Source organism: Candidatus Pelagibacter communis, from assembly GCF_001179985.1.
In the GTDB taxonomy this organism is placed as follows: Bacteria; Pseudomonadota; Alphaproteobacteria; order Pelagibacterales; family Pelagibacteraceae; genus Pelagibacter; species Pelagibacter ubique_J.
The window spans coordinates 1-24,901 of the sequence record NZ_CVSI01000064.1; the positions used below are offsets into that span (position 1 = coordinate 1).

21 protein-coding genes are annotated in these 24,901 nt (G+C 31.9%); all 21 read right to left on the reverse strand.

All coding sequences use genetic code 11. The annotated features are described in order from the left end of the window. Positions 1-106 precede the first annotated feature (106 nt). The gene (gene atpC, locus AMN80_RS04510) at positions 107-502 is read right to left on the reverse strand and encodes an ATP synthase F1 subunit epsilon (protein WP_075520793.1); all 396 of its coding nucleotides are present in this window, start codon (positions 500-502) and stop codon (positions 107-109) included. Further along, positions 503-1,924 carry a F0F1 ATP synthase subunit beta gene (gene atpD, locus AMN80_RS04515; RefSeq protein ID WP_075520794.1) on the reverse strand — a complete coding sequence of 474 codons (1,422 nt, stop codon included), beginning with the start codon at positions 1,922-1,924 and terminating at the stop codon, positions 503-505. Between the two features lies 1 nt (position 1,925). Further along, positions 1,926-2,804, reverse strand: a complete 879-nt coding sequence (locus AMN80_RS04520) for a F0F1 ATP synthase subunit gamma (protein ID WP_075520795.1) — start codon at positions 2,802-2,804, stop codon at positions 1,926-1,928. After that, on the reverse strand, positions 2,797-4,335 hold the full coding sequence (atpA, locus tag AMN80_RS04525) for a F0F1 ATP synthase subunit alpha (protein WP_075520796.1): 1,539 nt from the start codon (positions 4,333-4,335) through the stop codon (positions 2,797-2,799). Before atpA ends, AMN80_RS04520 begins: the two co-directional genes overlap by 8 nt. Further along, positions 4,336-4,866 carry an ATP synthase F1 subunit delta gene (gene atpH, locus AMN80_RS04530; protein ID WP_075520797.1) on the reverse strand — a complete coding sequence of 177 codons (531 nt, stop codon included), beginning with the start codon at positions 4,864-4,866 and terminating at the stop codon, positions 4,336-4,338. It lies immediately after the preceding gene. Positions 4,867-4,981: 115 nt separating this feature from the next. Further along, positions 4,982-6,940 carry a replication restart helicase PriA gene (gene priA, locus AMN80_RS04535; RefSeq protein WP_075520798.1) on the reverse strand — a complete coding sequence of 653 codons (1,959 nt, stop codon included), beginning with the start codon at positions 6,938-6,940 and terminating at the stop codon, positions 4,982-4,984. Positions 6,941-6,959: 19 nt separating this feature from the next. Then, a complete protein-coding gene (gene lpdA / locus AMN80_RS04540; RefSeq protein ID WP_075520799.1) occupies positions 6,960-8,360 on the reverse strand; it encodes a dihydrolipoyl dehydrogenase in 1,401 nt (466 codons plus the stop codon). 4 nt (positions 8,361-8,364) lie between these two features. Further along, on the reverse strand, positions 8,365-9,699 hold the full coding sequence (gene odhB / locus AMN80_RS04545; protein WP_075520800.1) for a 2-oxoglutarate dehydrogenase complex dihydrolipoyllysine-residue succinyltransferase: 1,335 nt from the start codon (positions 9,697-9,699) through the stop codon (positions 8,365-8,367). Further along, a complete protein-coding gene (locus AMN80_RS04550; RefSeq protein WP_075520801.1) occupies positions 9,700-12,567 on the reverse strand; it encodes a 2-oxoglutarate dehydrogenase E1 component in 2,868 nt (955 codons plus the stop codon). Between the two features lie 35 nt (positions 12,568-12,602). Next, positions 12,603-13,478 (reverse strand): succinate--CoA ligase subunit alpha, encoded by an 876-nt coding sequence (gene sucD, locus AMN80_RS04555; RefSeq protein ID WP_075520802.1) that lies wholly within the window; start codon positions 13,476-13,478, stop codon positions 12,603-12,605. Next, positions 13,478-14,638, reverse strand: a complete 1,161-nt coding sequence (gene sucC, locus AMN80_RS04560; RefSeq protein WP_075520803.1) for an ADP-forming succinate--CoA ligase subunit beta — start codon at positions 14,636-14,638, stop codon at positions 13,478-13,480. The genes sucD and sucC overlap by 1 nt, the downstream gene beginning before the upstream one ends. Next, positions 14,638-15,597: a malate dehydrogenase gene (gene mdh / locus AMN80_RS04565; protein WP_075520804.1), complete on the reverse strand. Its 960-nt coding sequence runs from the start codon at positions 15,595-15,597 to the stop codon at positions 14,638-14,640. Before mdh ends, sucC begins: the two co-directional genes overlap by 1 nt. Before the next feature lie 9 nt (positions 15,598-15,606). After that, positions 15,607-17,100, reverse strand: coding sequence for a CoA-acylating methylmalonate-semialdehyde dehydrogenase (locus AMN80_RS04570; RefSeq protein WP_075520805.1), 1,494 nt, complete (start codon positions 17,098-17,100; stop codon positions 15,607-15,609). Between the two features lie 24 nt (positions 17,101-17,124). After that, positions 17,125-17,898 (reverse strand): succinate dehydrogenase iron-sulfur subunit, encoded by a 774-nt coding sequence (locus tag AMN80_RS04575; RefSeq protein WP_075520806.1) that lies wholly within the window; start codon positions 17,896-17,898, stop codon positions 17,125-17,127. Then, positions 17,898-19,673, reverse strand: coding sequence for a succinate dehydrogenase flavoprotein subunit (gene sdhA, locus AMN80_RS04580; protein ID WP_075520807.1), 1,776 nt, complete (start codon positions 19,671-19,673; stop codon positions 17,898-17,900). Before sdhA ends, AMN80_RS04575 begins: the two co-directional genes overlap by 1 nt. Before the next feature lie 2 nt (positions 19,674-19,675). Beyond that, a complete protein-coding gene (gene sdhD, locus AMN80_RS04585; RefSeq protein WP_075520808.1) occupies positions 19,676-19,999 on the reverse strand; it encodes a succinate dehydrogenase, hydrophobic membrane anchor protein in 324 nt (107 codons plus the stop codon). Then, positions 19,999-20,382, reverse strand: a complete 384-nt coding sequence (sdhC, locus tag AMN80_RS04590; protein WP_075520809.1) for a succinate dehydrogenase, cytochrome b556 subunit — start codon at positions 20,380-20,382, stop codon at positions 19,999-20,001. Before sdhC ends, sdhD begins: the two co-directional genes overlap by 1 nt. A gap of 2 nt (positions 20,383-20,384) precedes the next feature. Further along, a complete protein-coding gene (locus AMN80_RS04595) occupies positions 20,385-21,377 on the reverse strand; it encodes an aspartate-semialdehyde dehydrogenase (protein WP_075520810.1) in 993 nt (330 codons plus the stop codon). A gap of 15 nt (positions 21,378-21,392) precedes the next feature. Further along, positions 21,393-22,502: a dimethylsulfoniopropionate demethylase gene (locus AMN80_RS04600; RefSeq protein ID WP_075520811.1), complete on the reverse strand. Its 1,110-nt coding sequence runs from the start codon at positions 22,500-22,502 to the stop codon at positions 21,393-21,395. Continuing rightward, entirely contained in the window at positions 22,499-23,275 is a 777-nt protein-coding gene (locus AMN80_RS04605) for an alpha/beta fold hydrolase (protein WP_075520812.1), read from the reverse strand. The genes AMN80_RS04600 and AMN80_RS04605 overlap by 4 nt, the downstream gene beginning before the upstream one ends. Further along, a complete protein-coding gene (locus AMN80_RS04610; RefSeq protein ID WP_075520813.1) occupies positions 23,272-24,900 on the reverse strand; it encodes an AMP-binding protein in 1,629 nt (542 codons plus the stop codon). Before AMN80_RS04610 ends, AMN80_RS04605 begins: the two co-directional genes overlap by 4 nt. Position 24,901: the final 1 nt, after the last annotated feature.

Here is a 24,901-nt window from a genome sequence, read left to right on the forward strand (position 1 = left end):
ATTGTCGAATTTAAAGATAATACTTTGTCGATTCTAACAAGTAATGGTTTTGACTTTAAAACTGATGTATACAAAAATTTAAAAAGCGAAGTTGAAAAAATTATTTTTAATTAGACTTTATAGAATTTAAAACCTCAATTTTCTGATCTAATATATATCGTTCATGATCTTTAATATTTTCTTTTTTTAAACCTTCCTCCGCATCCTTCACAATTTTATCCACTTTATTTTTATCCATTTCTTTTAAGTCAAAAATATTACTTGTTAGAATCGACAAAGTATTATCTTTAAATTCGACAATTCCATCATCTACATAATAATTTAAAGTTTCATCTTTAGATCTTACGTCAATAATTCCTGGTTTTAAGAAAGAAATTAAAGGAATATGATCTTTTAATATACCCATATATCCTTCAATAGCCGGGATAACTACTTCCTCAGTATCACTTTTTGTTAAAAAAGATTTTTCTGGACTTATGATTTCCAAATTAAATTGGTCCATTTAGGCTGCTGCTTCCTTAGCCATTTTTTCAGCTTTTTGAACCGCCTCTTCGATTGTACCAACCATATAAAAAGCTGCCTCAGGTAAATGATCATATTCACCTTTACAAATTGCATCAAATCCTTTGATGGTTGAGTCTAAATCGACAAGTTTTCCTGGAGAACCAGTAAAGACTTCCGCTACGAAAAACGGTTGAGATAAAAATCTTTGAATTTTTCTTGCTCTTGCTACTGTCAATTTATCTTCTTCTGATAGCTCGTCCATTCCTAGAATTGCTATTATGTCTTGTAAAGATTTATATGTTTGTAAAATTTTTTGAACAGATCTTGCAACTCTATAGTGTTCTTCTCCGACAATTCTTGGATCAAGTATTCTTGATGTTGAGTCTAAAGGATCTACTGCTGGGTAAATTCCAAGCTCTGCTATTTGTCTTGATAATACGGTTGTTGCATCTAAGTGAGAAAATGATGTAGCTGGCGCAGGATCTGTTAAATCGTCTGCGGGAACATAAATTGCTTGAACGGAAGTTATCGAGCCTTTATTAGTTGTTGTAATTCTCTCTTGTAAATTTCCCATATCCGTTGCTAAAGTTGGTTGGTATCCAACCGCAGAAGGAATTCTACCAAGTAAAGCTGATACTTCTGAGCCTGCTTGAGTAAATCTAAAAATATTATCTACGAAAAATAATACATCTTGACCCTCTTGATCCCTAAAATATTCTGCTACTGTCAAACCAGTAAGAGCTACCCTCGCTCTTGCACCTGGTGGTTCATTCATCTGTCCATAAACCAAAGCAGCCTTTGAACCTTTCCCCTCTGGTTTAATTACTCCAGACTCTATCATCTCATGGTAAAGATCATTACCTTCTCTAGTTCTTTCACCAACGCCAGCAAAAACTGAAAAGCCTCCATGCGCTTTTGCTATATTATTAATTAACTCCATTATTATCACAGTTTTTCCAACACCAGCTCCTCCAAATAAACCAATTTTCCCCCCTTTTGCATAAGGGGCTAATAGGTCGATGACTTTTATACCAGTTACTAAAATTTCTGTTTCAGTTGATTGATCGTTGAAAGTTGGAGCTTGTCTATGAATTGGCCAACTCTCTTTAGTTTTTACATCACCTTTTTCATCAATAGGCTCACCAATAACATTGATAATTCTGCCGAGAGTTTCAGGGCCTACAGGAACTTGGATCGGAGCGCCCGTATCTAGAGCTTCATCTCCACGTTTTAGTCCTTCTGTGCTATCCATCGCAATAGTTCTTACACTGGACTCTCCTAAGTGTTGTGCTACCTCTAAGATTAATTTATTTCCACCATTATCACATTGCAAGGCTGTAAGTATTTCTGGTAATGCACCATCAAATTTTACGTCTACTACAGCTCCTATAACCTGAGTAATTATTCCTTTTTTGCTCATATTATAAACTTTCCGCTCCCGATATTATTTCAATTAATTCCTTTGTAATAGCAGCTTGACGACTTCTATTATACTGAATAGTTAGTTTATCAACTAAATCTCCAGCGTTTCTTGTCGCATTGTCCATTGCTGTCATCCTTGACCCTTGTTCACTTGCTGAATTTTCCAACATAGCTTTAAATATTTGAGTTGAAATATTTTTAGGTAGTAAGTTACTTAGAATTTCGTCTTCATCAGGTTCAAACTCGTAATTAGATTCAAGTTTTTCATCTTTATCTTTATTTTCATTTTCAAGAGGTATTATTTGTTGTGCTTGGGGTATTTGAGATATAACATTTTTAAATTTATTGAAAAATATTGTACAAAAGTCAAATTCTTCATTTTGAAATTTTTCAATTATTAAATTGCCGACCTTAGCTGCATCAAAATAATTAATATTTTTTGACTCTTTAAATGAAATATTTTCAATTATACTTTTACCATACTGTCTTTTTAGTTGATCATGTCCTTTTGAGCCAACAGTTATGATTTTAAGAGATTTTCCCTCTTTTTGAATTTTTTCAAAATAGTTTTTTGCTTTTTTTATTATATTGCTGTTAAATCCACCACATAATCCTCTGTCAGAAGTTAAAACGACACATAAATGAACATCCTCTTTTCCTGTACCAACTAATAATTTTGGTGCTGACTGAGTATCACTGACACCAGCTGAAAGATTTAATATAATATTATTCATTTTTTCAGAATAAGGTCTGCCTTTTTCAGCGTTTTCTTGAGCTTTTCGTAGTTTAGCAGCCGCAACCATTTTCATCGCTTTAGTAATTTTTTGGGTCGATTTAACACTTGTAATTCTTTTTCTTAAATCATCTAAACTAGGCATTTTTAAACTTTTCTTTTAAATCATTTATCAGAGATGCTAAATTTTTTTCTATATCTTCATCAAGCTTTCCAGAGCTGGAAATACTTTCAATAATCTCAGGTTTTTCAGATTTGCATTTTTCCAAAAGTTGGTTTTCGAAATCTTCGATATTTTTTAAGTCTATATCATCAAGGTATCCTCTAACACCTGCAAATATAGTTAAAACTTGCTCTGCAACAGTCATTGGTGAATATTGTTTTTGCTTTAATAATTCTGTTAATTTTGATCCTCTATTTAATAATTTTTGAGTTGAGGCATCTAAATCAGAACCAAATTGAGCAAATGCTGCCATTTCTCTATATTGAGCCAACTCTAATTTAATTGAACCTGCAACTTTTTTCATCGCTTTAGTTTGAGCTGCTGATCCAACTCGCGAAACAGACAACCCAACATTAACCGCTGGTCTAATACCTTGATTAAACAATTCTGTTTCTAAAAAAATTTGCCCATCTGTAATAGAAATTACATTAGTTGGAATATATGCAGAAACATCCCCTGCTTGTGTCTCTATAACAGGTAATGCTGTTAATGAACCTCCACCATTGGCGTCACTTAATTTCGCTGCTCTCTCTAGAAGTCTGCTGTGTAAATAAAAGACATCACCTGGATAAGCTTCTCTACCTGGAGGTCTTCTAAGTAATAGAGACATCTGACGGTAGGCTACTGCTTGTTTTGATAAGTCATCGTAAATAATGAGTGCATGCATTCCATTATCTCTAAAATATTCTCCCATAGCACAACCAGTATAAGGTGCTAAGAATTGTAAAGGAGCAGAATCTGAAGCTGTTGCCGAAACTATAGTCGTATAATCCATAGCTCCTGCATCCTCTAATGTCTTTACAATTTGTGCAACCGTAGATCTTTTTTGGCCTATAGCAACATAAATACAATAAAGTTTTTTGCTTTCATCTTCTGATTCATTAATTTTTTTTTGATTAATAATTGTATCGATTGCGACTGCAGTTTTTCCAGTTTGTCTATCTCCTATGATTAATTCTCTTTGGCCTCTACCAATTGGAATTAAACTATCTATCGATTTTAAACCAGTTTGCATTGGTTCACCTACCGATTGTCTGGGTATAATACCTGGTGCTTTTACTTCCACTCTTCTTCTTTCTAGATTTTTTTCGAGATTAGCTTTACCATCTATTGGGTTTCCTAACCCATCAACTACTCTTCCTAATAATTGTTTGCCGACTGGAACATCAACAATTGATCCAGTTCTTTTTACTGTATCTCCTTCTTTAATAGCTCTGTCATCACCAAAAATAACTACGCCAACGTTGTCACTTTCAAGGTTTAAAGCCATTCCCTTTGAACCATCAGAGAATTCAACCATCTCTCCAGCTTGAACATTATCCAGACCATAAATTCTTGCTATGCCGTCACCAACAGATAAAACTTGTCCAATTTCAGTAACCTCAGACTTGTCTCCAAATTTTTTGATTTGTTCTTTTAATATTTTTGTTACTTCTGAAGGATTTATATCCATTTATACCTCAATCATCTTTGACTTAATTTGTTTAAGTTTATTTTTCATAGAATTATCAATCATAATACTTCCAACTTGAATTATTAATCCTGAAATAAGATCTTTGTCTACTTTATAATCTAAATTAATTTTTGATCCAAACTTAGCGAACAGATCTTTTTTGATTATTTCTACTTCATCATCTTTAAGTTCTTTGGCAGATATTAATTTTGCATCCACTTCACCTCGTTTAAATGAACAATATGAAACAAAATCCTTTAAAATTTTATCTAAATAAAAGAGCCTGCGCTTGCTCACCAAAAAATTTAAGAATTTATTTAGTATTGGGTTAAAGTTAAATTTCTTTGAAAGATCATTTAGCATTTCAACATGATCATTTTGTTTAAAAAGAGGGTTTTTGATAAAAGCATTAAATTCTTTTATTGTTTCCAAAGCTTTTAAAATAGATTTTGACTGGTGTTCGATTTCATCCGTAACATTAGACTCAATGGATAATTCATACAAAGCTTTTGAGTAACTGTTGAAAGACATTTTAAGTGATTTTTTTCAAGTTAATATAATTAGATCGTTAAATTTTTGAATTAATTAGCACATAGCCCAGATACGATCAAGCTAGAGGTTAAAAAAAATACATTTTTTTTCTGTGTTAATTGAAGTTTATTGGATCAACATCAACTGAAAGTTTTATTTGAGGCGGTAGTTTAAAATTTTTAATAGTATTTAGTATCTGTCTTTGAATATTTATATTTTTACTCGATCTAATAAGTATTCTGTTTCTATATTTGCCTCTAATTTTATAAATTGGTGCATTTACAGGACCTAATATATTCCCATCTGTTTTTTTTTTAAGTGATATAACAAGGTCATATGCAATCTTTTCTGACATAGAGGCATCTTTACAACTTATTATAATTGAAACAAATCTCTCAAAGGGTGGTAATTTAAATTTTTTCCTCAACTCAAGTTCATTTTCTAAAAATATATATGGGTCTGGATTAATAATTTGAGATATCACATTATTTTTTTTATTAATTGTTTGAAAATATACTTTTGATGGCTTGCCTTCTCTCCCGGCACGCCCTGACAATTGATGATATAGTTGTACAGTTTTTTCCACACTTCTTATGTCGAAACCGCGTGAGGCTAAATCTAAATCAAGTATTACTATGCAATTTAAATTTGGGAAATGAAATCCTTTTGATATTAATTGGGTTCCTATTAAAATTTTAGTTTCATTATCAATAATTCTTTGTATTTCAATTTGTGAATTTTTTTTATTAATTGTATCACTTGAAAAAATTACAGTTTTTTTTCCAGGAAAATTTTTTTTTACTTCCTCTAATATTTTTTCAACCCCCAAACCACTATAAATAAATTCACATTTTTCATTATCAAATTTACAAATTGTTTCTAAGTTTTTTTTATACCCACAATAGTGACATAAAATCTTGTTTATCTTTTTATGATAAACGAGATTAATAGAACACTTCGGACAAGTGAAATTTTTTAAACATTTTTTACAAATAACAAAAGGAGAGTATCCTCTTCGATTAACAAAGAATAATACTTGGTCATTTTGTTTTAAATGATTTTTAACTTTGCCAATAATTTTTTCAGAAAATAAACTATTTTTCATTCTTTTTTCTTTCGTTAAATCAATTAACTCATATTCAGGTAGCCTTGCATTTTTATATCTTTTTAGAATTCGATGAGAGAAATACTTTCCTTTTGTTATGTTGTTGTATGTTTCAATTGAAGGAACGGCAGAAATTAAGTTTACTGGAATGTTTTCATAGGAGGCTCTTGATATAGCCATGTCTCTTGCATTATAAGCCACTCCCTCATCTTGTTTAAAAGATTGGTCGTGTTCCTCATCAACAATAACTATCCCTAAATTTTTGAAAGGCAAAAAAAGGGATGATCTTGCACCAATTATAGCTTTAATATTTCCATTGCTTAAACCATTCCATATGATTTTTTTATTTTTTGGTGTCACACTAGAGTGCCATATAGCTGGTTTAAAACCAAAAAAATCTAAAAATTTTTTTTCGAATTCTCCTGTTAAACCTATTTCAGGTAGTAGTATAAGTGCTTGTTTATTTTGTTTAATCTTATTTTTAATAAGATTGAAATAAACTAATGTTTTTCCTGAACCTGTTGTGCCTTGAAGCACATTAACACAAAATTTATTATTTTTTTTAGATAGATTGTTAAAACACTTTCGTTGTTCGTCATTTAATTTATAAATAGATTTTTTGATTATTGAGTTGTACTCAGTGAAATTATCACTTGTTTTATTTTCAATAGCTTGATTGCTTAATAAATGAAGTTTCAAAGCCATTCCTTTTGGAACAATGTTATATTTTGAAAACCAATTTAAGAAGTCTATTGTTGTTTTTTTTAATGGGTTAACATCTAATTTCCTCAATATTTTTTTTAATTTAAAACTTTTTGATTGATCTTGTTCAAACTCGTTCCAGACAATGCCGTTAACTTTTTTTTTACCAAAAGGGACTTCAACATAGTCACCTACCTTCAGATTTATGTCAGAAGTGTATGTAAATGGATGATCAAATATATTTGGGATAAGAACTGGAAACTTCATTTGTAATATAAGATATATATTACGAATGAATCTGTCTTTTATCTACTGATAATGCTGCTTCTTTAATTGCCTCAGAAAATGTAGGATGCGCATGACAAGTCCTTGCAATGTCCTCAGAACTTGCACCAAATTCCATCGCAACTGCCATTTCTGCAATCATTTCACCAGCATGGGGACCTATAATATGTACCCCTAACACTTTGTCAGTTGAGTTATCAGCTAAAATTTTTACAAAACCTTCGGGCTCATCAATTGCCTTGGCTCTAGAGTTTGCCATGAATGGAAACTTTCCTATTTTATAACCGATATTTTGTTTTTTTAATTGTTCCTCTGTTTTTCCGATAGTTGCTACTTCTGGAGAAGTATAAATAACTCCAGGAATTAAATCATAATTTACATGTCCAGATTGGCCTGCAATAATTTCTGCCACTGCAATACCTTCTTCTTCAGCCTTATGCGCTAACATCGGTCCTTGAATTACATCGCCTATAGCAAAAATATTTTTTTTGTCTGTCTTAAAATTTTTATCTACTTTAACTCTACCTTTTTCGTCAGTTTTTAATTTTATTTTCTCTAAATTTAGTTTGTCTGTGAATGCCTTTCTACCTATTGAAATTAAAGCAACATCACAATCATGAGAGTTTTTTTCTCCCTTAATATTTGAAGTCTCTATCTCTACATTTTCTCCTTTTTTTGTAATTTTCTCTACTTTCGTACTCATATGAAATTTTATGTTTTGTTTTTTTAAAATTTTCATAAATTCATTTGAAATTTCTTTATCCATTCCAGGTGTAATGTGATCTAAAAATTCAATTACATGAACATCAGAACCTAATCTTGACCAAACAGAACCCATTTCTAGTCCAATGTATCCACCACCGATTACAATCATTTTTTTAGGAACTTTTTTTAAAGAAAGAGCGCCTGTTGAAGATACAATTCTTTCCTCATCAAAGTTAATATTTTGCATTTTAGAGGGCTCTGAGCCTGTAGCTATAATTATATTTTCTCCTTCTATTTCAGTCTCTTTACCATCAGAGCTTTTGATTTTTATTTTTTTGTCCGAAACAAAGCTTCCAAAACCTTTGAAATAAGAAACCTTATTTTTTTTAAATAAAAACTCTACTCCTTTAGTTAATAAAGTTACCGCTTTATCTTTATTTTTCATCATTTTATCAAGATTTAATTTAATATCACTTATCTCGATTCCTACTTTTGAAAAATTTTTTGCTTTTTGAAAATTTTCAGAAAGGTTCAATAAATTTTTTGAGGGGATGCATCCAATATTTAAACACGTTCCACCTAAAGTGCCCCTATATTCTACACATGCGGTTTTTTTTCCTAATTGAGCAAGTCTTATTGCGCAAACATATCCACCTGGGCCACCGCCTATAATAATTGCATCAAATTTTTCAGACATAGCTTTATAAATTTAAAAATAATCTTCTTGGTTCCTCCAAATTTTCTTTAACAGTTTTTAAAAATGAAACTGCCTCTTTTCCGTCAATTATACGATGATCATAAGATAATGCTAAATACATAATTGGTCTAATTTTAATTTCATTATCAATTACATATGGTCTACTAACAATATTATGCATGCCCAAAACACCTGATTGTGGTAAATTTAAAATTGGAGTAGATAACATAGAACCATATACACCCCCGTTACTAATTGTGAATGTTCCACCTTGTAGGTCTTCAATTGTAATTTTTCCATCTCTAGCCTTATCAGATAGAGTTTTTATATTCATCTCTATGTCTGCAAATGACATTTCATCTGCATTCTTTAAAACTGGCACCACCAATCCTTTATCTGTTCCAACCGCGAAGCTGATATTGTAATAATTTTTGTAAATTATGTTCTCGCTTTCTACTTCTGCATTGATTGCTGGATATAACTTAAGCCCGACTACGCAAGCTTTAACAAAAAACGACATGATCCCCAATTTTATTTTAAATTTTTGTTGAAAATCATCCTGATTTTCTTTTCGCATGTTCATGATATTTGTCATATCTACTTCGTTAAAAGTAGTAAGCATCGCTGCATTTTCTTGGGATTGTTTTAATCTTTTTGCAATTGTCATTCTTAGCCTAGACATTTTAATTTTTTCTTCCTCTCCAAATTTTAATTTTCTTTCTGATGGAGCAGGTTTAACACCCATTAAACTTAGTAAGTCTCCTTTAAGAATCATCCCGTCTTTACCTGATCCCTTAATTTCTTCTATATTTATATTATTCTCTTTTACTATTTTTCTAACTGCAGGTGACATAACTTTTTCTTTCCCTGATTTAACTTTTTCATCACTTTTTACTTCTTCAGTTAAAACAAGTGCCTCTTCTTCAGGTTCTTGATTTGTCCCTTGTTTAGATTGAATTTTTAAATTTTCTTCTTCGTTATTATTGTCAAAGAGTTTGGTGTCTCTTTCTTCATCAAATTTAATTATGTTGTCATTAATATTTTCTGGTGGTTTGGTCGTAGCTTTTATTTTTTCAATTTTATCGTTTTTAGATGCTGATTGACCTCCCATGATAGACCCTAACGTTGCTCCAACTTCAACTGTAGATCCTGCTTCAAAATTTATTTCTCCTAAGATCCCTCCAGATGGTGAGGGCACTTCTAAATTTACTTTGTCAGTTTCTAGCTCAACAATGGGTTCATCTACTTCAACGTTATCGCCTTTGCTTTTAAGCCATTTTGCAACTGTAGCTTCGGTTATGCTCTCTCCAAGGACAGGAACAACTATTTTTTCTGACATCTATTTAAATACTTTATCTAAAATTTCTATTTGTTGTTTAGCATGTCTATTAGCATATCCAGTAGCAGGCGATGCCGCAGCTTTTCTGCCAATATAATCTAATTTCTTTTTAACTCCTAAATTATCCAAAGTCCATTGAATATAATCTCTTACAGATGACCATGCGCCCATATTTTTGGGCTCCTCCTGGCACCAAAAAAACTGAGAATTTGAGACATATGGTTTAATGGCTTTAGTTAAAGATTTTACTGGGAATGGATATAATTCTTCAATTCTAACAAAAATTACATCGTCAACCTTATTTTTTTCTCTTGCTTCGAGTAGATCAAAATAAATTTTACCTGAGCAAATTATAACTTTTCTGACTTTTTTAGCTTTTTTAATTTTTACAAATTTAGAATTTTTGATTAAAGCATGGTCTTCTAATACTCTATGAAAAGAATTAGATTTATTAAAATCATCTAAATTTGACACGCAATATTTATGTCTCAGCAAAGACTTAGGTGTCATAATAACTAATGGTTTTCTAAATTCCCTGTGAATTTGTCTTCTTAAAGCGTGAAAATAGTTAGCGGGTGTTGTACAATTCATAACCTGAATATTTTCTTGGGCGCATAATTGTAAAAAACGCTCCAATCTTGCAGATGAATGTTCTGGTCCTTGTCCTTCATATCCATGGGGCAAAAGCATTACGAGTCCTGAGGCCCTTGACCACTTTCTCTCTCCTGATGCTATAAATTGATCTATAACTACTTGTGCTCCATTTGCAAAATCTCCAAATTGTGCTTCCCATATAGTTAGTGTTTCTGGTTCAACCAAACTATAACCATACTCAAAACCTAGAACTGCCAATTCGGACAACAGACTGTCGACTATTTCATATTTTTTTTGATTATTTGAAATGTTATTTAACGGGATATATCTTGAATTATCATTTTGGTTCCTAATTACTGAATGTCTTTGACTAAATGTGCCTCTGCCTGAGTCCTGTCCGACTAACCTTACTGGAAAACCTTCTTCTAACAAAGTGCCAAAAGCCAGGCTTTCTGCTGTAGACCAATCAATATTTTTTCCTTCAGCTACTGTTTTTGCTCTTTGAGAAAAAACTCTTTCGATTGTTTTATGAGCAAATATTTTTGAAGGTATTGAGTTTATTTTTTCTGATATTTTCTTAATTTTGTCATTGTTTACTCCCGTTACTCCTTTTTTATCTTTACCTTTAGTTGGTTGATATCTTGACCATGTTCCTTCAAACCAATTTAATTTAGGTTTATAATCTTTTGCAGTTTTAAACTGATTTTCCAAAAGTTGTTTAAAATCTGTATTCATTTTATTAAACTCACTTTCAGACAAAGTTCCCTCCTCAACCAGTTTTTTACCATAAATATTTAGTGTAGTTGGGTGAGCCCTAATTTTTTTATACATTAATGGCTGAGTGAATGAAGGTTCGTCTCCTTCATTATGGCCAAACCGCCTATAACAAATCATATCTATAACAACATCTTTATTAAATTTTTGCCTAAATTCTATTGCGATTTTTGCGCAATGAACAACAGACTCTGGATCGTCTCCATTGCAGTGTAAAATCGGTGACTCAACAACTTTTCCTAAATCAGATGGATATGGACTTGATCTTGCAAACCTTGGGCTGGTTGTAAATCCAATTTGGTTGTTTACGATTATGTGAATGGTTCCTCCAGTATTATGTCCTTTAAGACCTGACATAGCAAAACATTCTGCTACTACACCTTGTCCAGCAAACGCAGCATCTCCATGAATTAGAACTGGTATTACTTTTTTTCTTTCTTCGTCCTTATGAAAAAATTGTTTTGCTCTAGTTTGACCGAGGACTACGGGATTGACTGCCTCTAAATGTGATGGGTTATCAGTCAAACTCACGTGAACAGAATTTCCATCGAATTCTCTATCTGAAGATGCTCCTAAATGATATTTTACATCACCTGTAGAGTCATCATGTGTAGATGAAAATTCACCTGCAAATTCATTAAAAATTCTTTTATAAGACTTTTGTAAAACATTTGCTAAAACATTTAATCTTCCTCTATGAGGCATTCCAATTTTAATTTCTTTTGCACCTAATTGACCTCCTCGTTTAATTATTTGTTCTAAAGATGGTATTAAAGACTCGCCGCCATCTAGACCAAATCTTTTAGTTCCAACATATTTTTTTGCCAAAAATTTTTCAAATCCTTCTGCTTGGATTATTTTATTCATAATTGCTATTTTTCCATTTCTAGTAAAATTTAATTGATTTTCTTTTTTTTCCATCCTTTCTCTGAACCAGACTTTTTCAGCTGGATCTGTAATATGCATAAATTCGGCACCAATTGTTGAGCAATAGATTTTTTTTAAATTATTTGTTATTTCTTTAATTGTTGCATGTCCTATATCCATATAGTTATCTAAGAAAATTTTCCTATTAAGATCATCTGCAGTAAAACCATGATCTTTTGGATGTAAATCGTGTAAATATTCTCTTTTCATTAAATCCAAAGGATCTAAATTTGCAATCAAATGACCTCTTGTTCTGTAAGCTCTTATTAGCGTTATAGCTCTTATAGAATCTGATACTTTTTTATCTGCATTAACATTTTCTGTAGAGACATTTTTTTTATAGTTTAAATTATTTCTATTAATTTTTATTTTTTTTGGACTCCAATTCGGTCCTTGAATTTCTTTGGAAATGACTTCTAGATCTTCATTTAGACTTTCAAAATAGCTTCTCCAACTTTCGGGTAAATTTGGATCTCCCTCTATAAATTTTACATACATTTCCTCAATAAATCCGCTGTTGGATTTATTTAAAAAAGTTGCATTTTTATTTTCTAGGTTATTTGAGGAACTCATTTATATTTACTATTTATAATACAAAGTTCCTTTATTTAAAGAGACAATTTATCTAAAAGTGTTTTGCCCAACTCAGCAGGAGAATTAGCTATAGTAATGCCTGCCTTTTCCATAGTTTCTATTTTGTCTTTTGCGCTACCTTTGCCTCCAGAAATTATTGCTCCAGCATGTCCCATTCTTCTACCGGGTGGTGCTGTTACTCCTGCAATAAATCCAACCATAGGCTTTTTGATAGAATGACTTTTTATAAATTCAGCAGCTTCTTCCTCAGCAGAACCACCAATTTCCCCAATCATTAGTATAGATTTTGTATCATCGTCTTTTAAAAAAAGATCGAGACAATCAATAAAATTTGTCCCATTAATTGGATCGCCACCAATACCTATACAAGTCGATTGACCAAGTCCATTTTCGGTAGTTTGAGCAACTGCTTCATAAGTTAATGTACCTGATCTTGAGACTATTCCAACTGTTCCTTTTTTGTGAATATTTCCTGGCATTATTCCAATTTTGCATTCATCAGGTGTAATAATACCTGGGCAGTTAGGACCAATTAATCTTGATTTAGATTTTGATAATTTTTGTTTAACTTTTAACATGTCTAATATTGGTATCCCCTCAGTGATACAAACAATCAATTCTATAGATGCATCTAATGCTTCAATTATTGCAGCCGCAGCAAATTTTGCTGGGACATAAATCATTGAAGCATTTGCGCCAGTTTTATCTTTAGCTTCTTTAACAGTATTAAAGACTGGTCTACCCAAATGTTCTTGACCTCCTTTTTTAGGAGTTACGCCACCTACAAGATTAGTTCCATACTTAATAGCTTGTTCAGAGTGAAATGTGCCATGGGATCCTGTAAATCCCTGGCAAATTACTTTGGTTTCTTTATTTACTAAAATAGACATTATTTTATTGCTTTTACAATTTTGCTAGCCGCATCTGACAAATCTGATGCAGAAATTATTTTTAACCCTGAGTTATCTAAAATTAGTTTACCTTCTTTATAGTTTGTTCCAGCTAATCTAACTACAAGTGGTACATTGATATTAATTTCTTTTGCTGCTTCAACAACTCCTTGAGCAAGAATATCACATCTCATAATTCCTCCAAAAATATTTATTAATATTCCCTTAACATTTGAGTCTGAAAGTATAATTTTAAAAGCTGCAGAAACTTTTTCTTTTGAGGCTCCACCACCCACATCTAAAAAATTTGCTGGTTCTTGCCCAAACAATTTAATTATATCCATGGTTGCCATTGCTAATCCTGCTCCATTTACCATACAGCCAATTGATCCATCTAATTTTATATAGGCTAGATCATGTTTACTTGCCTCAATTTCTGATGGATCTTCCTCATTTAAATCTCTTAGGCTTTGAATCTCTGGTTGCCTATAAATTGAATTGTCATCAAAATTCATTTTGGCATCTAAACAAATTAGATTATCATCCTCTGTTAATATTAAGGGATTTATTTCAACTAAGTTTGCATCAGTAGATATAAACATTTTATAAATTGATTTAATTAGATTTATTCCTTGTTGCGTTGCATTGTCTTTTAAATTAAAAATTTTGATAATCTTTTTGCAACTTTCTTCATCAATATCCTCAAGATAATCTAATTTAGTCGTAATTATTTTTTCAGGACTCTTTTTAGCTACCTCTTCAATGTCCATTCCTCCTTGATCACTAGAAATAAATGCAATTTTTGAAGTGGCTCTATCGATAAGACAAGACAAATAAAATTCTTTCTTAATTTTTGACGACTCTTCAATATAAAGTCTTTTTACTTCTTTGCCATTTGGACCAGTCTGGTGAGTAATAAGAGTTTTTCCCAACATCTCTTTTGCAGCATCAGTTAATTCTTCAATATTATTCAATATTTTGACCCCTCCAGCTTTACCTCTGCCTCCAGCGTGTATCTGTGCTTTTAAAACATATTTTTCAGTCTTAATCTTTTTCGCTTTTTCAATTAACTCATTTACTGTGAAGGCAAAATCACCTTTTGGAACACTTACACCGTATTTTTTTAAGATTTGTTTTGCTTGATGTTCGTGAATATTCATTATTTTAATTCGGGATCTATTTTAGTAGCGGCATCCCATAATTTCTTCACTGAATCTACTGAGTGAATAAATTCTTTTTTTTCTTGATCATTTAATTCAATCTCCACAATTTTTTCAACACCTTTGCTTCCAATTATTACTGGAACACCTGCATAGACATCTTTAAATCCATATTGACCTTCTAATTTGACGGCACATGGTAAAGTTAATTTTTTATCTTGCAAATAAGCTTCTGCCATCTGAACTCCTGAGGCCGCTGGAGCATAAAATGCTGATCCTTTTTCTAAATACTTAACTATTTCTGCTCCACCATCTCTGGTTCTTTGGTTAATGCTTTCAAGTTTTTCAGATGAAATTTTGCCATCTTTGACTAAATCTAAAAGAGGTTTGCCAGATATTTTTGTTAACCTAGGTAATGGTACCATAGTATCTCCATGACCACCCATTACCATTGCTTCTATATTTTTTACAGGTACATTTAATTCTAATGATAAAAATAGTTTATATCTTGAGCTATCTAATATCCCTGCCATTCCCACAACTTTATTAGCTGGTAATCCAGAAAACTTTTGTAAAGCCATGACCATTACATCTAATGGATTTGTTATACAAATTACAAATGCATTAGGTGAATTTTTTTTTATTCCTTCAGCTACCTGTTTGATTATCTTTAAATTTATCCCTAATAGATCATCTCTGCTCATGCCTGGTTTTCTTGGAACACCAGCTGTAATTATAATTACATCAGAATTTTTTATATCTTCGTAGTTGTCTGTACCTGAAAATTTTACATTAAAACCATCAACAGATGAAGATTGAGCAATATCTAAACTTTTGCCTTTAGCAATTCCACTTGCCACATCAAACAAAACTAACTCATTTACTAACTCTTTTATGCCAATCAAATGTGCTAGTGTTCCTCCTATTTGTCCTGCTCCAATTAAAGATATTTTGGTCATAGAATTTTTCTATTTCATTGTTGGCATTATAAACTCTGGATTTGATCTAACTCCTGAAGGCCACCTAGATGTAATTGTTTTTAATTTCGTATAAAATCTTACACCCTCAGGTCCATGCATGTGTTGATCTCCAAAAAGTGATCTTTTCCATCCACCAAAACTGTGGAATGCAACTGGCACAGGTATAGGTATATTTATGCCAACCATGCCAACTTTAATTTTGCTTGCAAAAGTTCTCCCAACATCACCATCACGAGTGTAAATACTTGTTCCATTACCAAATTCATGTTCGTTAATTAAATTAATTGCCTCGTTAAAATCTTTAGCTCTTACAACTGATAACACTGGACCGAAAATCTCTTCTTTATAAATTCTCATATCCTTACTCACATGATCAAATAAACATCCGCCTATAAAATATCCTTTTTCATAACCTTGTAACTTTATATTTCTGCCGTCCACAACTAACTTAGCGCCCTCTTTCACACCTAAATCTACATATCCTTTCACTTTTTCAAGATGTTCTTTTGTAACTAAAGGGCCCATCTCTGAACTTTTATCCATTCCAGGACCAACTTTTAAAGCCTCGACTTTTTTTGATAGTTTTCCTACTAATTCATCACCAATTTTTCCAACAGCAACTGCTACTGATTGGGCCATGCATCTTTCTCCTGCAGATCCGTATGCCGCTCCCATTAATCCGTTAACAGCTTGATCTAAATCACAGTCAGGCATAACAACACAATGATTTTTTGCACCTCCTAAAGCTTGTACCCTTTTTTCATTTTTTGCAGCATTTTCGTAAATATATTTTGCTATTGGAGTCGATCCAACAAAACTTACTGCTTGAATTTTTTTATTTGTTAAAATTGCATCAACTACCTCTTTATCTCCATTGACAACATTAAGAACTCCATCAGGTAAACCAGCTTCTGAAAATAGCTCTGCTAACTTTATTGAACATGAAGGATCTTTCTCTGACGGTTTTAAAATAAATGTATTTCCACATGCGATAGCCATCGGAAACATCCACATTGGTACCATAGCTGGAAAATTAAATGGGGTTATACCTGCACAAACACCAAGTGGCTGTCTAATTGACCAGCTGTCAATCTCGGTGCCAACATTTTCTGTAAATTCCCCTTTTAACATTTGAGGTATACCGCAGGCAAACTCAACTATCTCTAAACCTCTTGTCAGTGAACCTTTTGCATCCTCGTAAACCTTACCATGTTCAGAAACGATTAATTTTGTTAGTTCATCTGAATTTTTTTCTATCAATTCTTTAAATTTAAACATGACTCTTGCTCTTTGTATTGGTGGTTTTAGTGACCATGTTTCAAAAGCTTTTGATGCTATATCAACAGTTTGGTCTAAGTCATTTTTTGTTCCAAGTGAGACTTCGCTTTCTTGTGATCCTGTTGCGGGATTAAAAACTTTTCCGCTTCTTTTGGATGAACCAGGAAAAATTTTACCATTTACGTAATGTTGTATTAAATTCATCGGCAAAATTATTTAATTAACTAATTAGCTTGTTGCAAGCATTTTTTTGATGGATGCTATAGCTTTTGCTGGATTAAGACCCTTTGGACAAGCATTTGTACAGTTCATGATTGTATGGCACCTATATAGTTTTAGTTCGTCAGCTACTTTTTTTAATCTTGCTTTTCTATCTTCATCTCTTGAGTCTATTATCCACCTATAGGCTTGAAGTAAAACAGCTGGACCAAGATATTTATCTCCGTTCCACCAATAACTAGGACATGACGTGGAACAGCATGCGCACATAATACATTCATAAAGTCCATCAAGTTTAGCTCTATCTTCTTTGGATTGTAAGTTCTCAGTTTTGCTAGAATCGTTTGAATTTTTTAGCCAAGGTTCCACAGACTCATATTGTTTATAAAGTGTACTTAAATCTCCAATGAGATCTTTTAATACTTTTAAATGAGGGAGAGGATAAATATTAATATCTCCTTTAATCTCTGAATGAGGTTTAGTGCAAGCTAAACCATTTTTTCCATCCATATTCATTGCGCAAGAACCACAAACTCCATGTGCACATGATCTTCTATAGGCGATAGTAGGATCAATTTCATTTTTTATTTTATTTAGTAGATCTAAGACTTTTGATGGACAATTATCCATATCCACTTCGTAAGTATCAATTCTTGGGTTTTCGCCAGTTGAGGGATCCCATCTATAAATATTAACTTTTCTTATATTCTTAGAACCTGTTGTGTCTTTAAAATATTTGCCCTTTTGGATTTTTGAATTCTTAGGCAAATTTATTTGAACCATCAGTAGACTCTTTCCTGTGGCGGGAAATACTGCACATCATTAGTTAGTGTTGACCTGTGAACTGGTCTATAATCTATTTTTGTTTTCTTACCTTCACACCAAGATAAAGTATGTTGCATGTATTTTTCATCGTCTCTCTTAGGATAATCTTCTCTAGCATGAGCACCTCTGCTCTCCTTTCTATAATATGCTGAGTCCATTGTTGTTATTGCTTGTCGTATTAAGTTATCAAACTCTAAGGTTTCAACTAAATCAGTATTAAAAATTAAAGATTTATCTTTCACTGATAAATTTTCCATACCTTCAAATGGTTTTCTTATTTGCTCAATGCCTTCTTTTAAAGTTTTTTCTGTTCTAAAAACGGCACACTTTGACTGCATTGTTTTTTGCATAGATAATCTTAAATCTGCAGTACTGTTTGAACCGCTAGAATTTCTAAGCTTATCAAATCTTGATAAACATTTATCAGTTTCAGAATCTGGAATATCTTCATGTGGTTGTCCAGGTTTTACTAATTCGGATGCTCTTTTTGCTGCAGCTCTTCCAAAAACAACTAAATCAATTAATGAATTAGATCCTAATCTATTTGCTCCATGAACAGATACACATGCAGCCTCACCAATGGCCATTAATCCCGGAACTGTTTTTTCAGAACCATTTAGTGTTAGCACTTCAGCTTTATAATTTGTAGGTATACCCCCCATGTTATAATGAACAGTTGGTACTACTGGTATTGGTTCTTTAGTAACATCAACGTTAGCGAATAACTTCGAAGACTCTGATATGCCTGGTAATCTCTCTTCGATAACATTTTTATCTAGGTGATCTAAATGTAAGTGAACGTGATCTTTATCTTTACCAACTCCTCTGCCCTCATTTATTTCAACTGCAATAGATCTGCTCACCACATCTCTTGATGCTAAGTCCTTAGCTTTAGGAGCATATCTCTCCATAAATCTTTCACCTTTAGAGTTTACAAGATATCCGCCTTCACCTCTTACACCCTCAGATATTAAAGTGCCATGACCATAGATACCTGTTGGATGAAATTGAACAAATTCCATATCTTGTAAAGGTAAACCTGCTCTTAATACCATTGCATTCCCATCACCAGTACAAGTATGTGCTGAAGTAGCTGAATAATATATTTTTCCATAACCACCAGTTGCAATAATTGTTATGTGAGACCTAAACCTATGAATTGTGCCATCATTTAAATTCCAAGCAACTAAACCTTTGCACTCACCATTTTTCATTAAAAGATCTAATGCAAAATACTCAATAAAAAATTCTGTATTATGTTTCAAAGCTTGTCCATACAATGTATGTAAAATTGCATGGCCAGTTCTATCTGCTGCTGCACAAGTTCTTTGTACTGGTTCGTTACCATAGTTTTTTGTCATTCCACCAAAAGGTCTTTGGTAAATTTTGCCATCATCTGTTCTGCTAAAAGGAACACCATATTTTTCTAATTCCAAAACTGCTCGAGGAGCTTCTTTACACAAGTACTCTATACAATCCTGATCACCCAACCAATCTGCACCTTTAACTGTATCATACATATGCCAACGCCAATCATCTTCACCCATATTACCTAACGCTGCAGAAATTCCACCTTGGGCAGCAGATGTATGGCTTCTAGTTGGAAAAACTTTTGATATACAAGCTGTCTTAAGCCCAGCTTCACTTAACCCAACAGCAGCTCTCAAGCCTGAACCACCAGCACCTAACACAACTACATCATATTCGTGATCAATAATTTTGTAAGATTTCATAATTATAAATATATAATAGTAATTATTGTAAATAGAGGGATAATTAAAGATGACAAAAAAACACCCAAATTTGCGTATTTTTTTGCATTTTCCTGCTTTATATAGTCCTCAAAAATCTCACTAATACTGAGAGCTGAATAAAAAAACATGCTAACTATGAAAATTGAAAATAATATTTTAGATGGCTGTGAGGTAAAGAAATTAACTACCTCATCATAACTTCCATTAAATATTGTAACAATATTCATTAAAAACCAAATCATAAAAGGAACCATTATTACTGAACTGATTTTTTGGAATAACCATTTTTTTGTAGCTTGAAGCATTAAATTAGAACTCCACTTAGAAGGTATAAAGCTATTGTTAATATAAAAGAGCCTAATATCACAATGACACCTGTTATTTTTGTAGTTCTCAATTCAAAACCATAACCCATGTCCCAGAACCAATGTCTGATTTCACTTAAAATCTGAAATAAATAGGACCAAATAAATCCAATAATAAAAAACTTACCCACCATCGATTCTGAAAATTTTTTAAAGTATTGATAACTTTCTGAGCCAAATATTAAACTAATCACCCAAAAACAAACAAGTATTAATAATAAATAATTTATCACTCCTGTTATTCTGTGAGAAATTGAAACAAGTGATGAAATATGCCAGTTATAAACTTGTATGTGTGGAGATATAGGATTGTTGTCTTTCATAATTACTTCTTAATGTATGCCTCCGCAATTTCCACTGCATTTAAAGCCGCTCCTCTTAATAAATTGTCTGAAACTATCCACATGTTAATTGCATTTTTTTTACTATTATCTTTTCTAATTCTTGAAATAAAAGTTTCATTTTTTCCTTCAGCTTCTACCGGGGTAATATATCCTCCATCATTCCTATCATCAATTACTTTACAACCAGGTGATTGATTTAAAATTTCTATAACCTTATCAATTGATGCCTCATTCTCAAATTCAACGTTAACAGACTCCGCATGAGATACTAAAACAGGAATTCTAACACACGTTGCTGTGATATCTATATTCGAACCTAAAATTTTATTAGACTCTTGTATCATTTTAATTTCCTCTTTCGTATATCCATCTGTACTAAATTTATCTATATGAGGTATAGCATTAAATGCTATTTGTTTAGTAAAATTCTCACTTTTAATTTCTTTAAACTCAAGAGCTTTCTTTGTTTGATTCAAAAGCTCATCCATAGGTTTTTTTCCAGCACCTGATGTGGATTGGTAAGTTGATATTACCAATCTTTTTATTTTAAAATTATCATTCAAATTTTTTAAAACTATTACCAATTGAGCAGTTGAACAGTTTGGATTAGCTAAAATATTTTTTTTCATATTTTTTATTTCTTTAGAATTGACTTGAGGAACAATTAAAGGCACATCTGGATCCATTCTAAAATAGCTTGAATTATCTATAACTACAGTATGCTTTGCTGCTGCAGAGACATATTTTTCTGAAATTTTTCCACCTGCAGAAAAAAATGTAATATCAGCTTTTGAGAAATCAAAATTTTCTAGGTCGCTTACTTCAATTTCACTGTCTTTAAATTTAATTTTTACACCTGAGCTTTTAGCAGATGCTAGAAGGTATAGATTAGTCACTGAAAAGTTTTTTCTTTCCAGAACTTCTATAATTTTTCTTCCAACATTTCCTGTTGCTCCTACAATCGCTATATTCATGTTGATTAACTTATACTAAATGAAAGGTAAATCGCAAACTGTTCCTAGAAATATTTTCTCATTGATATCAATTTTAAATTGATGTTTTGCATCCCAATAGGGTTTATTAATCATTGCAATTCCAATCACTTTTTTAAATGTTGGAGAATATGCGGCAGACCTAACGTGACCAACGATATTATTATTATCATCATATAATGTTTTTTCACAGTACATATCAATTTTATTATGATCAATCTTAACACCCATTAATTTTCTTTTTATTCCATTTTGCTTAATTTGTTTCAATCTTTCTTTGCCCAAGAAATTTACATTCGATTCTAAATTCACAAATTTATCAAAATTTGCCTCAAATGGATTGTCTCTATTATCAAAATCATTACCATAAGATAATAAAGCAGATTCTATTCTTTCAATTAAATTTGGACATCCTGCTTTTACATTAAATTCTTTACCATATTCAAACAAATAGTCATATAAGTCTTGACCAGCTTTATCATCTTCAACATATATTTCAAAACCGCTTTGTTTAGACCATCCAGATCTAGCAATAAAATATTTTTTTCCTTTGAATTCGTAATACTTAAAATTAAAAAATTTTAATTGTCTAATTTCTTCACCAAATATTTTTGCCAAAAGATTATCAGACAAAGGTCCTTGGACAGCTAAAATATTTACGTTTGGTTCAGTAATCTCCACTTCAAATTTGTATCCGGCAGCTAAACCTTTTGCAAAAAATATTACATCTGAGTCGGCTATTGAAAGCCACCATTTATCATCTGCAAGTTTATTTATAATTGGATCATTAACTAAATTTCCTTGATCGTCAATTAAAGGTGCATAATAGCATTTTCCAACTTTTGAATTTGATAAATCTCTACACGTCATTAGTTGAACTAATTTTGCAGAGTCTTTTCCAGTAATTTGTACCTGTCTTTCTGCAGCCACATCCCATACTTGCACAAATTTCTTAAGATGCTCATAATCAGCTTCTACCGACTTAAAAGAGACCGGGAGTAGCATGTGATTGTAAACTGTATAACCACTCACCCCATGAGCTTCTATTCTATCAGTGTAAGGTGTGCTTCTTAATCTTCTTGATTTTATAATTGAAAAGTTTTTCATTTTTTTAAAAATTCTGCTACCTTTTCCCTCATTTCAAAAGCTTTTTCAAACATAATCATATGTCCACAATCATTTAAAATCTCAGTTTTTGAGTTTTTTATTAAATTAGCAAATTTTTTTCCATTTTCAGTTGGCACCATTTTATCAAGTGCTCCAAAAATAAGAATTGTTGGACACTCAATACTTGTCGATGCATCTTTTCCGTTTTTATAATTATTACAAGCTTTAAGATCTACAGATAAAATTTCCTTAACTTCTCTTGATGAGTTGATAATTTTTTCTACCGGGTTTCCGCCAATAAATTTTTTTGATCCCTCATAACCCCATTTCATCATCAGATGAACTGCTTTTTTATCGCCAGACTCAGCTAAATCAATCAAATCTTGATTGACTGGCATTTTATAGGACCCAGCCAACAATACTAATTTAGAAATATGATTTTTATATTTTGAACCATATTCTATCGCCTCAAGGCACCCTTGCGAATGACCAATTATTGATATTTTTTCAACATTTATTTCATTTCTTATGTTTTCTAACCAGTCTGCAATTTTTTCTATGCTCGTTAGACATGGTCCATCTGATTTTCCATGGCCAGGTAAATCAATTGCTAAAATGTTAAAATTTTTGTTTGACAAATATTGTTCGGTTAAAGACCAAACAATATGTGTTAACCCACTACCATGAAGCAAAAAAATTGTTTCTTTATTTTTATCAAAATCTTTACCTGCATCGGAGGCAAAGACCTGCTTATTATCTACTTTAAGAATCAAGTAAGTTCCTTGGCTTTTTTTCTTAGCTCAAATTTTTGAATTTTTCCTGTTGAAGTTTTTGGTAATTCACAAAATGCTACTTTTTTTGGTATTTTAAAACCAGCTAAAGTCTCTCTACAAAAATCAATTAATTCTTTTTCTGATACATCTTTATCTTGCACTTTCTCAATAAAAGCACAAGGAACCTCTCCCCATTTTTCATCCGGTTTTGCAACTACTGCAGCTATCGAAACAGATGGATGTTTTGCTAAAGTATTTTCAATTTCTATAGATGAAATATTTTCTCCTCCTGAAATAATTATATCCTTAGATCTATCTTTAATTTTAATATATCCATCAGGATTAACTACAGCCAAATCCCCAGAGTGAAACCAACCATGTGACATTGCTTTATCTGTTGCATCTTTATCTTTAAAGTAACCTTTCATAACTACGTTACCTTTAATCATTATCTCACCAATGGTTTTTGCATCTTTAGGAACAGGTTTCATAGACTCGGGGTCCATTACTATTACATCCTCTGTATTAGGATATCTAACACCTTGTCTTGCTTTAATCTCATTTTTCTTGTCTTCATCAAAAGAATTCCAATTCTCATTCCATGCACATTGTAAAATATGTCCGTATGTTTCTGTTAGTCCATAAACATGCATTACTTCAAAACCAAGTGCTTCCATTTTTTTAAATATAATACTTGGTGGTGGTGCTCCAGCTGTAAGAACATAAACTTTATGTGTAAGTTTTTTTCTATCACTTTCTGATGCACCAGTTATCATATTTAAAACTATTGGTGCTCCACCAAAATGTGTGATTTCATGCTTAATAATTAACTCAAAAATTTTTTTTATATCAATGGCTCTTAAACAAATTGTTCTGCCGTTTAGCATCGGGATTGTCCAAGGATATCCCCAACCATTGCAGTGAAACATTGGAACAACTGTTAAAAAATTTAATCTATTTGGCATGTTCCATGCAATTGCACTTCCTGTAGACATTAAATAAGAACCTCTATGGTGATATACAACTCCTTTTGGATTTCCTGTCGTGCCTGAAGTATAACTTAAAGATATTGCTTGCCATTCATCTTTTGGTCTCTTCCAGATGAATGTTTCATCACCAGTATTCAGGAATTCTTCATATTCTTTTTCGCCAATTTTTTTTAATAAAGATTGATCAGCAAATTTATCATGAATATCAATTATTAAAGGTTTGTTTTTGGATAATTCCAATGCTTTTTTTAAAACTGAATGTAGTTGTCGATCTACAATTAATACTTTTGCTTCGCTATGATCAATAATATATGCAACTGTCTTAGCATCTAATCTTGTGTTTATAGTATTTAGAACTGCTCCAGTCATTGGTACAGAATAATGAGCCTCAAAAATTTCAGGTGTATTAAAAGCCATGACTGAAACTGTATCCCCCTCCTTAATACCAATTTTTTCTAGTGCACTCGCAAATTTTATGCATCTCTTATAAATTTGTTCCCAGGTGTAAGACCTATCTTCATAAATTAAAGCTTCATAATCTGGATAGATATCTTTTGCTCTTTCGAGGAAACTTAATGGGGTTAATGGAACAAAATTTGCGTTATTTTTGTCTAAGTTATTATCGTAATGACTCATT